This is a genomic window from Paenibacillus sp. FSL H7-0331 (assembly GCF_001956045.1).
Genome location: NZ_MRTH01000027.1, coordinates 89758 through 105784, shown reverse-complemented (window position 1 = coordinate 105784; position 16027 = coordinate 89758). Strand labels below are relative to the sequence as shown.

Sequence of the window (16027 nt, the reverse complement as noted above, 5' to 3'; positions counted from 1 at the left end):
TCGTTCAATACGTTGATTTTGTCTGTCTGATTGCTTAAACTTCATAATAAGAGCGCCTCCTTGATGGTGTGGGTATTTACCCGTCAACAAACCCATCATACCGAGGCGCTCCTTTTTTGACAAAGCCCATTTCTTAGGCTATACAGGAATGTTTAGCGTAAAAGTTGCCCTTTAATTCTAAGTTCCGGCACAGTAATTTAATGTGAACTCATCATGCTCGATTAAACAAAGCAGCCGCAGTCTCAGCTTCTTGAAATGCATTTGCCAATACCTCATCTCTTTTCAAGATATAATTCCCTTGTGCACGGATGATTCGATAGTCAACTCCCATAAAGTTGAACATTGCTTTTAAGAATTTGTGGGAGTACTCGACTTCCGTGTACCAATCCTGATTCGTATAAATCCCGTCGCTCGCTTGAATGACGAGAACGTCCCTGTCATCGTTCAGAAGACCAACCGAGCCCTTGTCCGTATATGCGAAGGTTCATTGGCAATCAAAATATTATCCATATAGTCTTTTAGCTTTGACGGCTCTTCTACAGTTAAAGGCTCATCTCCCTGTATTTTTTCCTGTACACTTAGAAAGGAACGATCAATGCAAGGAATGTGTTTCCGATATAAATCGATTTGTTCAATGGGCCCTTCCGGATTAATTTATTTATAAGTCTCCAGAAAATGCCTAAGTACTTGTAGGCTTACGGACGAATCAGAATCCACTTTGGGATGTGCATTATTAACGAGCAGCTTCTTTTTTTGTTACGTATCTCAGACAATTAGCAGATATATTTTGTGACATGAATGGCGTAGGATTCCAAAAAGAACCAACCTCAAACTTCGGAGGCTACTGAAAAGTCCAATTTTCAAAAAAAATAAAATAGCAGAAAAAAAACGAACCTCTAAAATCGCTTCTAAGGTTCGCTCCGTATTAAATTCGCACACCTCACCTTGCCGAGTGATAACTGTCCTTCGTAGCCGGGAACTTCCAGAGGTTTAGCCTAAACCAAAGTGAAACTAAAAGGCTTGAAGGGTTTTTCCTGTTTCGAGGAGGCTTTTTAAATTACTGAGGATGGCAGGCCATCCATTGTTAAACCCTTCCATTTTACCTTCATCTTTGCGAATATCCTTTTCTAATAAATCCTCGTGTCGAAGCGTCAGTTTTATCGTAGAGGTCATGGGTGTTAATTCATATGTAACCTTAGAAACTCGCTCTCCTTCAACGTCTTTGACACTCCAGGTAACAGTGAGTAATCGATACGGCTCACATACAAGAACTTCACCATAATGTTCAACCTTATCTTTATTCATCAATTTAAAGCTGGAACCAACTTGCCAATCCGAAACGATTTCACGACCGAAAAAATACTGCTTGGTAAATTCACTGTTAGTTAGGGCTGCCCATAGCTTCTCGGGTGTGGTTGCGATGTAAGTCGCATAAACGAATGAAGCTTTATTCATGATTAGAATCCTCCTCTAAGGCTTGCTTTAGTGTGTTCAATGCCTCAATCCGGTGACGCTCAAACTTACCGATCCAACGTTGATAAATTTCCCCGATAGGTACCGGGTTAAGATAATGAAGCTTTTCGCGGCCTTGCCAAACGACAGTAACTAGATTTGCCTCTTCCAGCAGCAGAAGGTGCTTAGTAACAGCTTGACGACTCATTGTCATTTGTTTACAGAGTTCGCCCAAGGATTGCCCGTTATTGACGAACAAGAGGTCAAGTAATTCTCTACGTGTTCCATCGGCAAGTGCTTTAAAGAGTTTGTCCATATCTCCATTATATGCAACTTTTTAGTTGCATGTCAAATCATAAAAAAACCTGTAGCATATGCAACAGGAACTAGACCTTGGTGAACCTTATAGAGTAACGTTTTCAGCTCGAATATTCATCATCTTTCCATACGGTTATTATCCTGCCTTTTCGTTTAATGAGGTTGCCGATTTTTTAGCGGCTGCCCTCTTGTCATTACTATTCAGCTCTCGTTCTTCGTTAGTTTAAAGACTTAATCGACTAATATTCGATCGCCCTTAGTTATAGGTTGAGAAATGACTAAAAATTCAATATTTTATTTTTTTGAATTATTATATATAAAAAATGTTCAATAATCTATCCTGCCCTTTACTTGAGAAGTAACAAATGAATTTCCGTTGTGTTAGCGTGTCCAGATAGTTCAATGGAAAAACAGACCGCATCGGCGGTCTGCCCCCATGTACTTACCTTCCCATTCAACATTAAAAATCCAGCACCAAGAAGAGGCCAGATAACACTTTGAACTTCAAAAAGATCAATCCTATTTCCAGATGACTTTACAAATGAGAGCCCCCACTGGCATCGATCAATTGCCCGGTTACCCAGCGACTGTCGGGAGAAGCTAGAAAAGCAGCTATATCCGCGACATCTTCTGGTTGGCCCCATCTTCCAAAGATAGAAAAATCAGCACCAAATTTTTGTGAGGCAGGATCTTGCAGCATTGCAGCATTCATATCCGTGGCAACGAATCCAGGTTGGATGGCATTGATCGTAATTCCACGTGGGCCGAGTTGGTTCGATAAGGCGAGCGTGAGTGTGTTGATTGCCCCCTTGGTCATACTGTATGCGGGAATGGCAGGCAGGGAAATCCTTGTTACAGAGGATGACAAGTTAATAATTCGACCTTCGTCTCGTAAACGTGGCAAAGCTTGTTGAGTCAGGAAAAACGGCATCTTTACATTGATTTCCATGATTTTATCGAATGCGTCTTCTGTAGTATCCTCAATTGGGGCTACTAGGGCGATCCCTGCGTTGTTCACTAGTATATCGAAGTGAATGTCACCTGTACTTTCTTTCAACAATTCATCCAATGTCTTATAAAGTGTCTGTATGCTTTCTGAAGAACCAAGTTTCGTACCAATCGTGAATGCAGCCCCTCCATTCTGCTCGATATCATGTACTACTTCTTCTGCAGCTTCACGGTTCGTGCCATAATGAACAGCTACTAATGCACCTTCTTGCGCTAAACGTGTCGCAATGGCACGTCCAATCCCGCGGCTTGCACCCGTAACCAAAGCAACTTTACCCTTCAATCTAGTCATAATTTTAATCTCCTCTTGTGTCTAATACGTACACGATAGTTATAACACAAGGTAAATTTTGTAATGTTGCTTTCTTATTCGTAGAACCCAGATTTAATTTAGAGTCATTCACTGCATCACCGTTATTGTTCGTCCGCGCTGGGGCCGTACATCCCTGGAACCGGTATTCCGAGCAGTCGGAGATAGACCGTCAACTGACCCCGATGATGATAAACGTGATTGAACATCAGCGTTCGCACCATGTCGATCCGGGGCGCTTCCAACACGGTCTCCCCCTTGCTGACGAGCTTCCAGGTATTCCTTAGCCCGTCTTCTCCCCATTCCCGAAGCTTGCTCTCGGCGAGAGACACGCTCCATTCCAGCGCTTCGAGCAGTTCTTGCCGGGTGGTCGGCTCCGGCAGCGGAACGACCGGAACTTCGCTGACCGCCTCGTCCAGCAATAGAGCCAGCCCTCCGGGCACTCCCGCAGCGTGTAGGGCGAGCTGTCCTAAAGACATCGATCTTGGGTGCGGTCTCCAAGAGAATTTGTCTTCCGGGAGCCTTTCGAGAAGCGACCGCGTCGATTCGGCTTCTCTTTTCAATTCGCCACCCCAATCCTCAATAACGTTCATAATCATATCCTCCTCTGGCCAAGGCCGTTCTTCACCTCAATCCTATCACGCCATGCGCGCGAACGTTTCTTACGGATTGCGGAAATCGAGAAAGTCGGTGTTCAAGGAGTAAAGACATTCCGTCATCCTTGGGGGCTGGCAAGTGATCTTTTATATGGTTACACCCGACGGATAAGTTAAGATGGTCCACAGTACCTTTAGCGGAGAAAAAGGACTACCACATGGCTGCCCTTGGATATTGAACTATGAATTGAATAATTGCTTACAACGTGGCACATCTCAACTACCGTGAACCCTCTTCGTTACAGCAAACGATCATGAAGGGTACACATTGGATTGAAGAGCCTCGTTTAATTGATTAGGAAAATTAACCGTCATACCATCCACGCCACATTCGAGACAATGCTTCATTAATGCATCATCAGCTACTTTCCAGGCCCGAACTTCGAAACCCTGCTGCTTCAACAAACGGACTCCTTCCAGAGTCACAGTATCTGCTTGGGGGCACAGCTGGATAACTCCATATTCCTTCAATAGCGCCAAGTGATTCTCATCCCAATGACGAACCAGATGACCTAACCGAATGGAGCCATGCGCTTGCCGAACAGCTTGCAAATTCTCAAAGTCAAAAGAGGTAATGGTTACCTTTTCAATGAGATCGTGTCTTTTTAATCCATGTATAAGCTCTTCCTCAAGCCCGGATTCTTTCAGCTCCAACGCCAGATGGATGGGCTTATTACCAAAAGCATAAAGAAATGCGTCCATACTCACTAATCGTTCCCCCACATACTGATCAGAAAACCAGGAACCTGCATCCAACTGCTGCAGTTGTTGCCATGTATAATCGGAAAGACGCCCCGTGCCGTTGGTCGTGCGATTCAGCAATTCATCGTGATGCAAAACAATAACACCGTCTTTGGACATTCTAAGATCGGTTTCCAAGCCATTGGCTCCCATTTCCAATCCTTTGTAAAAGGCTGCCAATGTGTTTTCCGGCGCGTTATGTGACGCTCCCCTGTGAGCAATATTCATAATCATTGATTTATTCACACCTTTGACTTTTATTTATATGATTTCATATAATTGATAACTTCGGATTGCAGAGCGTCCATGACCTTTTGCGGATCAGCCTTGGCATCGTTGTGTACAGTCTCAATCGCATTGACAATACCGGACCAAATGAGTGCGTCAGCAGGATGAATGCCTTCTGCGCGTAAAAATTGGGTTTGATCAATGGTCACTTTAAAGTTCGGATCCTTCGTCAAGTGCTGCTTGAAATCAGGCAATTCGTAAGCTGCTTTGTTGACAGGAATATATCCGGTGCTCATGGAGTTTTGAGCTGTAATCTCTGGACTCGTCAGAAAGGACACTAATTTCCAGGCCGCTTCTTCATGAGCCTTATCCGATTTAAAAATACCCAGTCCGTTGCCTCCGATCGGTACCCAGCGTTGATTGACCTTTGGCAAAAACGCTACTCCGATTTCAAACTTATTGCCAATTTGCTTTTTCAAAGCAGCAAGCGATGCGCCTGAGCGGAATAACATAGCCAGCTTACCCGCTGCAAAATCCTCACCTGATGTTTTAATTTGATTTTGCGGCATGATCTTGGACGTATGTACAGCATCTTGAATTGATTTTAGCGTTTCTACGACCTCTTTGCTGTTCACATTAGGCGTACCGTCCGCTTTGATCAATTGCCCTCCACGATTCCATACCATTGGCTGGAAATACCACGGGCTGTCGCTGTTTAAGTTAAGCCCCCATTCGCCATTGCCGCTCACCTTTTTCCCCGCTTCGATCAGTTCATCCCACGTATCGGGCACCTTTAAGCCCTGTTTCTCCAACATTGTTTTGTTGTAATACATGACCGGAGTGCTGCTCTGAAACGGAATGACCCATTTCTTGTCCTTATACGTGTACCGTTGCCAAAATCCAGGTAAAATTTGTGCGATCTCTTCCTTGGACATAAAGCTTTCGATTGGCAATAGCTTCCCGCTGTCCGCGATTTGCGGAATCGCATGTCTTTGACCTAGTTGAACGACATTAGGCAGACTGTTAGATACGATACCCGCCTGAACCTTTTTGGCCATTTCATCATAATCACCCATGAATTCAACTTCGATCTTAATATTGGAGTTGGCCGCTTGGAATGCATCCATGTAGCCTTTCAATAAATCCTTTTCCGTAGACCACAGCTTAAGCGTAATCGGTCCGCTTGCAGCTGCCCCTTTTGCAGTCTCCTGGGTGTTGGTGCTCCCCTGCTGCTCTCCACAACCAGATAGAATAGCTAATAAAGCTGTCATTGTCACTAATACTTTCTTCTTCATCTTGTCCATCTCCTCATTCATTGTATGATTAAATTAGCTTCAATTAGGATTCAATAGAAACGACAGGCCACATGATGGGTTACTTCAATCCGCTGGTGACGATACCACGAACAAAATATTTTTGCAGAAACAAGAACAACACCAGAATCGGCAGGATGACAAAAGTAGAGGCAGCGAGCAGCTGCGACCATTGCGTTCCGAGCTCCTTATCGATCATATATCTAAGACCAATTTGCACCGTACGCATCTGCGTCGTATTCGTCACGAGCAGTGGCCACAAATAGCTGTTCCACGAATTAATAAAAGCAAACAGACTGACGGTAGCTAAAATGGTTTGCGATAAGGGCAGCACAATCCGGAATAAAGTTGTGAAATGGGAGCATCCATCGATTTTGGCCGCATCAAGCAAATCTTTAGGAATTGTAAGGAAAAATTGCCTTAGCAAAAAGATACCAAACACACTCGTCAAGCTCGGTATAATAAGCGCCAAATGCGTATTGATAAGCCCCAAGGACTTGACCACCAAATAGGATGGAATCATTGTCGATTCGAAGGGAATCATCGTTGTAGCAATGAATAGGAGAAACCAGCCTTGCTTACCTTTGAAATCAACACATGCAAATGCATAGGCGGCCATGCTGCACGTAATTACCTGACCCGCAACCGTACAGACGGATACCAACACGCTATTCATAAAAAAGCGATCGAAAGGCGCACTTTGCCAAGCTTGCAAATAATTACTCCAGCGTAAGGAGCTCGGTATGCTTAACAGCCCTCCGCCAAATATTTCATCCGGCATCTTCAGTGAGCTGATCACCATCCAGATGAATGGAAATGCCATCACAAGTGACGCACTGATCAGCAATAGATGCTTCAGAATGGATGCGGCTTGTTTAATCATCGTGGATGAATTTTGCAGACTTTTAATCCGATGACCTTGAGGAGAGACACGGCTTACTAACTTGGTTGAATGATCCAATTGTTTACGCCTCCGTCATTTATTGATAATGCACTTTACGGCCGACTAATCTCATTTGCACCCAAGTCAGCAAGAGAATAATGCCTAGTAATACCATGGCAATGGCTGAGGCATAACCCATCTGGAAGCGCTCAAACGCATAATTCCACAGGTGCATGACCACAAGCTCTGTGCTTCCGGCTGGACCTCCCTTCGTCATAACATCGATTTGCGTGAAGGTCTGCAGCTGCTCAATCGTCAAATAAATAAGTAGGAAAAAGATTGTTGGCGTCAGTAATGGAAGCTTAATGCTTAGCATGATTCGCAGTGGACCTGCACCGTCCATTTTGGCCGCTTCCTCCACATCTGTTGGAATCCCTTGTAGGCCAGCCAAGTAAATAACGACACAAAACCCGATGTGCTTCCAGATTGCCATTATGGCCAAAGAAATTAACGCCGTCTTGGTGTCGTTCAACCAGCGCAGGGGCTCCAGTCCCAGCCATTTCATAGCCGCATTGGCCATGCCGTAGTCAGGGTGATAAATAAACATCCATACAACAGAAATCGCTACTGTAGACGTGACTATAGGGGCAAAGAACAACGACCGGTATACCGATAGTGCCAAACGAAGTCCCTTGTCGAGCAATAATGCGAATCCAAGCGAAAGGATCATGGAAATTGGAACTGTCATGATCGTGTAAAGCAGCGTTCGAAATAACGAGTTGTAGAAGCTTTTGCTTTGAAATAAGCTCACATAATTATTTAATCCTATAAACTCGGGCATCGGCCTCATCATGTCCCACGAGAGTAAGCTTAAGCCTGCACTATAAAAAATGGGAATGATCACAAACACTAACAAAATGAGCAGGGAAGGAAGTAACAGTACATATCCCGCCGTATTCTCGCTTCGCTTCCTGACTGTCATAGCATCACCTCATATCGATTTAATGACTTTCCTTATATATTTTTATTATAAGTGATAATGAATACAGATCAAGTTAACGTTTTGTAAAACGGAAATTCAGTCTTTTTTGATCTATAATAATACTATATATGATATTAAGAGCAAATATTACCATATATTTACTTGAAAAATGATGTAAATATCGATTCTTGATCTCTATTAAATAATTTTATATAATAAACCTATAATTAAAAATTATAAGGATGGTGAGCCTTTTTGCAATTACGTGACATTCAGTATGCACTCACTGTAGCCAAAGAGCTGAGCTTCTCCAAAGCTGCTCAACAACTTTCGATCAGCCAACCGGCCTTGAGCCAATGTATCAAAAAGCTGGAGCAGGAGTTGGGAACCCCTCTATTTTTTCGGGAGAACAATACGGTCAAGCTGACAAAAGCCGGAGAGGTGTTTATTAAAGAGGGAAGCGAAATTATGAACAAAAGCGAGCGATTAACCCAGGAGATCTCAGCAATAGCCAACACGCGAGAGGAAAACCTACGCATTGGCATTTCTCCCTTCTACAGCTACCATTACCTCCCGAGGATCATACCTGCTTTCAGCAGACAGTATCCTTCTGTCAAATTAGACATTATGGAGAAGCATTCTGCTACACTGGAGCAGCTGATCATCAATGAGGAGGTGGATTTTTGCATGATCCCTCTTCCCTTTTCTTATAAGGAGATCGAGTATCAGCATATTTATCAGGAACAGATTTTATTTGCCATTCCGAAGAACAATGAGCTTAACGATTATTTGACCCCTGCCATGTCCGTTGGTTTACCTTTTATTGATTTGCAGTTGGCCAAACATCAGCCGTTTATCTTTCTCAAAACCGAACAAAAATTTACACCCATGGGACATCGCCTCTGTAATGAGGCTGGCTTTACACCACATATCGTATTTGAAACGATGAATTGGGACACGATCAATTCCTTGGTGGCCACCGGGATGGGGGTAGGGTTTGTGCCTGAGATTTTGATTGGATCATTGACTGTTGATGAGCAACCCACATATTGTCGTATATTGGCTGAGAATACGACCCGCAGCTATGTGGTAGCACATAAAAAAGGACGGAGTCTCTCGACTACCGCCAACAATTTTATACGTGTCGCCAAAAATTCGTTCCTCAGAGACTAATCGTCCAGAATAAATCATGGAGAGCATTCTTATTGGGTTGAGTTCGGTTCGGACTCAGAAAAAAACCGGAACCGTAATATGCGATCCGCTGGCGTGACCCAGTTCATAGTCAAATTAAGTGCTTCCTTATTGATAACATCATTGCGCATGAAAACTTCAAAGTGCTCCAAAGCACCCTCTTCAATGCGAATGTGGTCTTCACCGCAGCTGTATACGGCGGTACCCTCAGTCAAGCGCTGCATGGAAGGCGCCGTATGCTCAAGGCCTTCACCCTGCAGCTGTCCATGAGCATCAAACATGCAGACGGCCTGCAGGTAGATGTCGGCTCTCTCCTCCGAGATGATGCGCACATCAACGCCATCGTCAAGCAGCTTGACCTCGACACCGATGCGGAGATGGAGAATATCGGTGCGCTCGCGTAGATGATTCGGCAACTTCACATACATCCCTTTGGCATCTCTCGTATGCTCTTCAGCAAGCGGCTGGAAATAACAGCCCTCCAGCTCAACGTCCATTCTGTACGTATCCTCCGCAAGCTTGCGGATACCGGGGAACGCAGCCGCTCCGATACCGAACCAGCCGACACCCAATTTCAATGCCGGCATTCTAGCTTGGCCGTATTGGATATACATCATTTCCTGTTGGCCTGCCATCACTGTTACGCTCAGCTTGCCCCTGCGGTGGCGCAGTACTGATGCTCCATGCGGATGCTTCACAACGGGACCGAGATAGGGCACACGGTCCGGTACCCGTACCACATTGTTTTCCCCGAACAATACCGTATAACTGTCGGACAAAGGCGTATCGTCACCCGGCAGCTCCATCAGCTCCGGCTCCAGCATCCAGTGAATCAAACCAAGTGAACCCTTCGACGACGTCCGGTCGGCAGTGCGGGCCAACGCTGCCAGTATCGGGTCCTTGCTGCGTGCTGCCATCAAGTGGCAGGCTGCATAGAAACGGTCATCCAGCTTCGCCACCTGACCGAGATCCTGGCGCCCCGAATATTCGGTCGCAATCGTGTCGCCCGGATGAAGCAGATAGCTCATCATGACCAAGGTACTTTGAGCGGCTTCAAAGGCAGGCTCGTAATCGAACGTCCGTCCGACTGTATGCAAATAATAAGCGCAGATGGCGTTGTATATCGCATTGCTGCGCTCCGTCCATTCCCCATACTCAGTAATATCGAGACCTTCATTCAGAAACTGAAAAGCGCGGTCCCGGAATGCCGTGCCGCCGAATAGCTCATGCATTTTGGCAAGCGCAGATGCATGCACCCAGCGATGGTTCGGCGTGTGGATGCCTCCGTACAGCATGCTGTCCTGCGCCCTTTCCATGAATAACACAAGCGTCTCCGTGATTGCCGCCGTTTCCGCCCCGCCGAAGCGCCGTCCCAGCTCTGCCAGCAAAGCGACCAGATGGGCAGTAAACGCGGTATCCGGCGGTGAATCAATATTGCAGTTGTACAACGACACAGATCCGCTCGGCAGCTGGATTGCAAGAAATGCAGCCGCCAGCTCATGAAGTATCGCAAGCAGCTCGCTGTTGTGGTAATACCGCGAATCCGGCTGGCAGTACAGCGGAAGCATCAGCGCCAGTCTGCCCAGCTCAAGTCCCTGGGAGCTGAGCTTCCTCCCATGCACCTGCTCATCGCGAAATCTGGCCAATTCCTCATCCAATCTATCATCCTGCAGATCAATCAATTCCCTGATCTCGGCAGCACTGTTATACGGGATACCGTTCATTCCTATTCGCTCCTTCATCTCGTTATCGCACAGCCTGTAGTTCCTATAAATAGACAGAGGAGGAAAGGAGAACAAGCTCCTTCTTCCTCCTCCTCTGCACTACTTGGCAGATCTCTTCTCACTTTTTGTTGTATGCCTGTTTCCTGCTGCCTTTTACTATTTATTGGTCGTTTTCCAGTTGATGCTCTTCAGGTTCTCGGTAACTTCCTTGTCATACTCACGACCGCCATTTTTCTCCCAGCCGGCTACGAGAGCATCCCACTCCTGGTCAAAGTTCGGAACGATAATAACCTTGGACAATTTCTCGTACAAATATTTGGTGATGTTCACGCCGTTTTTCTCGGCAACCTTACGCTGTGTATCGAAAACCGGATAGCTTTTTCCATATTTTTCGAACATGCGATAGTAAGGATCCATCAGTTTGGCGATCTCTTCCTTCTTCGGATCAGCCGCATTGATTTGCAAAATCTGCTCCTTCGTAGGAGGTCCCATATAACCTTGAGTCAGCAGATTCAGGTCATTGAAATACCAATCGATCTCCTTGACGTTTTTGGCCGGATCGATCACGGTACGTACGCCGTTATCGACTTTATAGTGCGTGCCTTCCAGGCCGCTCTGCACGACCGCGACGTTTTTGGCGAGGAAGTTCAGGAACTTGACGGCCGCTTCCGGATTTTTCGTTGACTTTGGAATCAGATTAAGCAGCCCGAACTGCGATTCAAGCGAGGTAAGCTGGGTACCATTCGGTCTCTTGAACGGCTCCACCGTTACCCAGGTAGCAGTCGGTACCGTCTTTCTCGTCTCAACAGTCATTTCCCAAACCGGATTATTGGAATCAATAAAGCCCGCTGTGCCTGACGTATAATGCTGTTGATACTGCTGGGAGTTGACGTCGGTTACGAATTCCTTGGACAACAGGCCCTCCCGGTACAGCTTATTCATAAAGGCGAAGAACGCTTTGCCCTCGGGAAGATCAACCGCGGAATGGAACACACCATCGGTATAGTTGCCTGTCGGCATATACACCTCGGTCTTCGGACCGTCCATCGCAACGCCCGCGCCCCACATCGGACCGTAGAAGAAAGCTTTCATCCCTTGATTAATCGCCGGAATCGCCCATGGCACCACGTTGTCTTTTCCTACGCCGCCGGGGTCCTTTTCCTTAAACGCTTTCAATACCGTATACAGCTCATCGAGCGTCGTAGGTGCTTTCATATTCAGCTTGTCAAGCCAGTCCTGACGGATTTTCATGGATGGACCGACCGCCGTGCTCATCCGCATAGCCGGTATGGCGTAACGCTTGCCTTTGTACGTACCCGCGGAATCCAGTGCAGGCTTGATCAGCTTCTTGATGTCGGGTCCGTATTTATCGAGCAGGGTGTCCAATTCCCATAAGCCACCCTGCTCGGCCCATTTGAACATCGCATTCAAATCGTACGTGATCAGGATATCCGGCGATTCACCGGAAGCCATCCAGGTGCTGTTCTTCTCACTTTCCTGAGACCGTGGCAGTGTGACATACTCAACGTCCAGACCTTCCTTTTTGGCATTCTCCTTGATCCATTTGACCAGCAATGAATCGGTCAGCTTTTCGCCGCTTGGCGAGTTGGAGCGATCCCAGAGCGATACCCGGACTTTCTCTAATTTAACCGGATCGGCCGCTTTTTTGGCATCGCCGGTAGCTGCCGTGGAGCCGCTTGGATTGGCACCTCCCGTACAGCCGATCAGCAGGCTTGGAATCAGCATAGCTGCCATAGAAAGCTTAAGTCCCCTGTTCAATGTTGCTTTCAAAGTCGTTTCCTCCTTGTTGTCTGTCACAGATTTATATGAAGTCAGGCGCTGCAGGCAGCCTCCCGCATCGTATACAACTTTAGCCTTTTACTGATCCTAATAATGAGCCTTTGACAAAATACTTTTGCAGGAACGGGTACACAATCAGAATCGGAACCGTAGCGAAAATAATGACCGATGCCTTCAGCGACTCCTGAATGATGCTCAACTTGCTCTGCTGCAGCTGCATCGTTTCCAGTGACGTGTCCATCTGCGATAACAGCAAAATATTGCGCAGCTTAACCTGTAGCGTATGAAGATCGGGATTATCGATGTACAGAACAGCGTTGAAATATGCATTCCAGTTGCCTACCGCATAAAATAATCCGATGGTTGCGAGCGAGGCGCCAGACAAGGGAAGCACAATCCGGATCAGGTAGCGGATATTGCCACAGCCATCCATAATGGCGGCTTCTCTCAGCTCGTCGGGCAAGCTTTGAAAAAAACTCTTCATTATAATGACATTAAATGCACTGATCAATCCAGGTATCATCAGCGCCCACAGCGAGTTGAGCATACCCATGTTTTTCACAAGCAGGAAGGTTGGAATCATTCCCCCGCTGAACAGCATCGTGATGATCATAAAATTCATGAACACCGCCCGCCCCTTCAAATCACGCCGTGACAGCGGGTAAGCGGTAACGACCGTAAACAATAAATTCAGCGCCGTGCCCAGTACGGTAATATAAATCGTAATGAACAGTGAGCGGATAATCGTAACGTCCGTCATAATCGATTTCATCGCATCCAGCTGCCAGCCAATCGGCCACAGCACGACCTGACCCGTCTGAATCGCCTGATTGCTGCTGAAGGCGTTAGCCAGCGTATTCAAAAACGGGAAGAGACAAAGGAAAGTAAAAAAAGTAAGTGCACTGTAAAGGATCACGTTAAAGCAAATATCACCGATTGGATAAAGACGCTTTCTGGACCTTTGTCCGGCCGCTGTGCTTTGAGTATCAGCCATGCAGCTCCCTCCTTTCTTGTCTGCAATTTACCACAGGCCTTCGCCTCCCGCTCTTCTCGCCCAGTAATTGGCTGTAAGAATCAGTGTCAGGTTGATGACCGACTGTACCAGACCGACGGCTGTCGTCAGACCGAATTCGCCCTGCTTGATCCCTACGGCAAACACATACGTACTGATCACCTCGGATATTTCATTGACTACCGGGTTGCCCAGTGCAAGCGGCTGCTCGATACCGATGCTTACCATATGTCCGATCGCCAGGATGAACAAAATAATAATTGTCGGCATAATGCTCGGAATGGTGACACTGACGATCTTGCGCAGGCGTCCCGCTCCGTCGATAGAAGCGGCCTCATAAAGCGAAGGATCAATGGCGGTCATCGCCGCCAGATAAATGATCGTACCCCATCCGGCGCTCTGCCAGACGGCAGCCAGGGTGTATACCACGACCCACCATGCTTTATCAGCCATAAAATAAATCTCTCCGAAGCCGAGCCAGCGGATAATCGCATTGACGATTCCATATTTCGGAGAGAGCACAGCGTATATGATCCCTCCCAGTACGATCCATGACATAAAGTGCGGCAGATAGAGCAGCGCCTGGGAAATATTTTTGAAATATTTGGAGCGGATTTCATTCAGCATCAACGCGAGCAGGATAGGAGCCGGAAATCCGACCACAAGACCGAGCACGTTGAGCAGCAGGGTGTTACGAATCATTTGCCAGAACTCGGGAATCGAGAACATTTCCCTGAAATTTTCCAAGCCGGACCATTCACTGCCAAACACACCTTGAAAAATATTGTAATCTTTAAAAGCAATAATCAGCCCTACCATCGGAATGTAGGCAAAAATGATAAAAAAAGCTACAGCCGGCAGAAGAAGCAAATACAAATCATAGTTTTTCTTCCACTCCCGAACTCCAGGACTCGACTTTTTACCGACCTCCCTTTCACGGATGGCCGCAGTGTGAACCTCCATATCGTCTCTCCTTTCTGCACAACCCCAGCTTTGACACCTTATTCTGCTGATAGTGGTTACTACTTTCTGGTAACGCTTTCAGTGGGGGTTGATTCGCTTCGTTGTTAGTAATTGAAGTATAAAATAATATGTAAGCGGTTTAAATACGGCAATTTCTACTTTTTATTAGTTTTTTTAACTTCCTGGATAGGAAGCTGGAGCCCGTTTTATATAAAAAGACGTCCCGTGGGACGTCTCTATCCGTTGCTCATCTGCTCATAACGATCGCAGCGCCTGATCCAGATCCTCCATCAGCGACTCGGCATTCTCCAAGCCAATCGAAATTCGCAGCAGCCCCCGGGGATTACCGTGGCGCACGGACGTTTCCTCATCCAGCCAAAGACCGGGCGAGTTGATCAGGCTCTCAAAGCCTCCCCAGCTCGGTCCTTCCTCGAACAGGCGCAGCCCTTTGATCAGCCCAAGCACCCGGTCGCTGCCGCACCTGGGTACAAAGCTCATCAGTCCCGAGTACCCGGACATCTGGGATTGACCGAGCTCGTACTGCGGATCACTGCGCAGGCCGGGATACAGCACGCGCTCGACGCACGGGTGCGCCTCCAGAAAGGCCGCTATCCGCAGCGCGCTTTCCTCGTGCTGCCGCATGCGCACAGGCAGCGTCCGCAGCCCGCGGATCAGCAGCCATGCCTGATGTGGGTCCATCACCGCTCCGAACAAGCCGCGCTCCTCACGGCTGATACGAGCAAGCCGCTCTCGGCCACCGACAACCACACCGCCAAGGATATCGCTGTGCCCACCCAAATATTTGGAAGCGGAGTGAACCACAATATCCACTCCCAGCAGCAGCGGATTCTGGAGCAGCGGAGTCGCCCACGTATTGTCGATAACGGTCGTGATCCCTCTGGATTGCGCCAGCCCAGCAACGGCGCGCAGGTCCTGCAGCTCGAACGTATTGGACAAGGGACTCTCCAAATAAATCACCCGTGTGTTCGGTCTAATCGCCTGTTCGATTTCCTGCAGGTCGGAGCCCTGCACGGCTGTAGCCTCAACACCGAAGCGAGACATATAACCCGCGATGAACGTACGCGTTGGCCCGTACACGTTCAGTGGATAAATCACATGGCTGCCCTGCTCCAGCAGGCTGATCAGTACAGCGCTGATCGCTCCCATACCCGAGGAGAAGCACAGTCCCGCTTCGCCCGATTCCAATGCGGCGATCTTCTGCTCGGCGATTTCCGTGGTTGGATTCGCCACGCGCGTATACGTGTAGCCGTGATCCATGGTCTTGCGGGTGAACAGTGTATTCTGAAATATCGGCGGTACGATAGCGCCAAGATAACGATCGTAATCGTCACCCAAATGTGTGCAAATTTCCTCTTGATCTGATCTCCCGCTCATATCCTGTTCCACTCCTTCGTCTCTTGTTCCTACTGTAAATCGCGGTGTCGG

Annotated in this window: 14 protein-coding genes and 1 pseudogene; 1 reads left to right on the top strand and 14 read right to left on the bottom strand. The window is 47.3% G+C overall.

The annotated features are described in order from the left end of the window. Positions 1 to 211: 211 nt before the first annotated feature. The 9 genes and pseudogenes from BK127_RS29475 to BK127_RS29435 form a co-directional block, all read right to left on the bottom strand. Positions 212 to 744 (bottom strand): annotated as a pseudogene (locus BK127_RS29475) (NAD(P)H-dependent oxidoreductase). 267 nt (positions 745 to 1011) lie between these two features. Further along, positions 1012 to 1455, bottom strand: coding sequence for an SRPBCC family protein (locus BK127_RS29470; RefSeq protein WP_076235690.1), 444 nt, complete (start codon positions 1453 to 1455; stop codon positions 1012 to 1014). Then, on the bottom strand, positions 1448 to 1768 hold the full coding sequence (locus BK127_RS29465) for an ArsR/SmtB family transcription factor (RefSeq protein ID WP_076235689.1): 321 nt from the start codon (positions 1766 to 1768) through the stop codon (positions 1448 to 1450). Before BK127_RS29465 ends, BK127_RS29470 begins: the two co-directional genes overlap by 8 nt. A gap of 537 nt (positions 1769 to 2305) precedes the next feature. Then, complete coding sequence (locus tag BK127_RS29460; RefSeq protein ID WP_076235688.1) at positions 2306 to 3070, bottom strand: SDR family oxidoreductase; 765 nt, start codon at positions 3068 to 3070, stop codon at positions 2306 to 2308. 122 nt (positions 3071 to 3192) lie between these two features. Further along, entirely contained in the window at positions 3193 to 3681 is a 489-nt protein-coding gene (locus BK127_RS29455; RefSeq protein ID WP_076235687.1) for a DinB family protein, read from the bottom strand. A gap of 315 nt (positions 3682 to 3996) precedes the next feature. Continuing rightward, a complete protein-coding gene (locus BK127_RS29450; protein WP_083689694.1) occupies positions 3997 to 4719 on the bottom strand; it encodes a glycerophosphodiester phosphodiesterase in 723 nt (240 codons plus the stop codon). 23 nt (positions 4720 to 4742) lie between these two features. Beyond that, the gene (locus BK127_RS29445) at positions 4743 to 6008 is read right to left on the bottom strand and encodes an ABC transporter substrate-binding protein (RefSeq protein ID WP_076235686.1); all 1266 of its coding nucleotides are present in this window, start codon (positions 6006 to 6008) and stop codon (positions 4743 to 4745) included. Between the two features lie 79 nt (positions 6009 to 6087). After that, a complete protein-coding gene (locus BK127_RS29440) occupies positions 6088 to 6987 on the bottom strand; it encodes a carbohydrate ABC transporter permease (RefSeq protein ID WP_083689692.1) in 900 nt (299 codons plus the stop codon). A gap of 19 nt (positions 6988 to 7006) precedes the next feature. After that, on the bottom strand, positions 7007 to 7891 hold the full coding sequence (locus BK127_RS29435; RefSeq protein WP_076235685.1) for a carbohydrate ABC transporter permease: 885 nt from the start codon (positions 7889 to 7891) through the stop codon (positions 7007 to 7009). Positions 7892 to 8146: 255 nt separating this feature from the next. On the opposite strand from BK127_RS29435, the gene BK127_RS29430 reads away from it, so the two are divergent. Beyond that, entirely contained in the window at positions 8147 to 9064 is a 918-nt protein-coding gene (locus BK127_RS29430) for a LysR family transcriptional regulator (RefSeq protein ID WP_076235684.1), read from the top strand. 29 nt (positions 9065 to 9093) lie between these two features. Here BK127_RS29430 and BK127_RS29425 read toward each other — a convergent pair whose 3' ends face one another. The 5 genes from BK127_RS29425 to BK127_RS29405 all read right to left on the bottom strand — a co-directional run bounded on the left by BK127_RS29425 (position 9094) and on the right by BK127_RS29405 (position 15976). Continuing rightward, positions 9094 to 10806 carry a prenyltransferase/squalene oxidase repeat-containing protein gene (locus BK127_RS29425; RefSeq protein ID WP_076235683.1) on the bottom strand — a complete coding sequence of 571 codons (1713 nt, stop codon included), beginning with the start codon at positions 10804 to 10806 and terminating at the stop codon, positions 9094 to 9096. Positions 10807 to 10962: 156 nt separating this feature from the next. Continuing rightward, positions 10963 to 12597, bottom strand: a complete 1635-nt coding sequence (locus BK127_RS29420; protein ID WP_076235682.1) for an extracellular solute-binding protein — start codon at positions 12595 to 12597, stop codon at positions 10963 to 10965. Between the two features lie 79 nt (positions 12598 to 12676). Continuing rightward, positions 12677 to 13600 carry a carbohydrate ABC transporter permease gene (locus BK127_RS29415; protein ID WP_076235681.1) on the bottom strand — a complete coding sequence of 308 codons (924 nt, stop codon included), beginning with the start codon at positions 13598 to 13600 and terminating at the stop codon, positions 12677 to 12679. Between the two features lie 27 nt (positions 13601 to 13627). Further along, positions 13628 to 14581, bottom strand: coding sequence for an ABC transporter permease (locus tag BK127_RS29410; protein ID WP_076235680.1), 954 nt, complete (start codon positions 14579 to 14581; stop codon positions 13628 to 13630). Between the two features lie 255 nt (positions 14582 to 14836). After that, the gene (locus BK127_RS29405) at positions 14837 to 15976 is read right to left on the bottom strand and encodes a trans-sulfuration enzyme family protein (RefSeq protein ID WP_076235679.1); all 1140 of its coding nucleotides are present in this window, start codon (positions 15974 to 15976) and stop codon (positions 14837 to 14839) included. Positions 15977 to 16027: the final 51 nt, after the last annotated feature.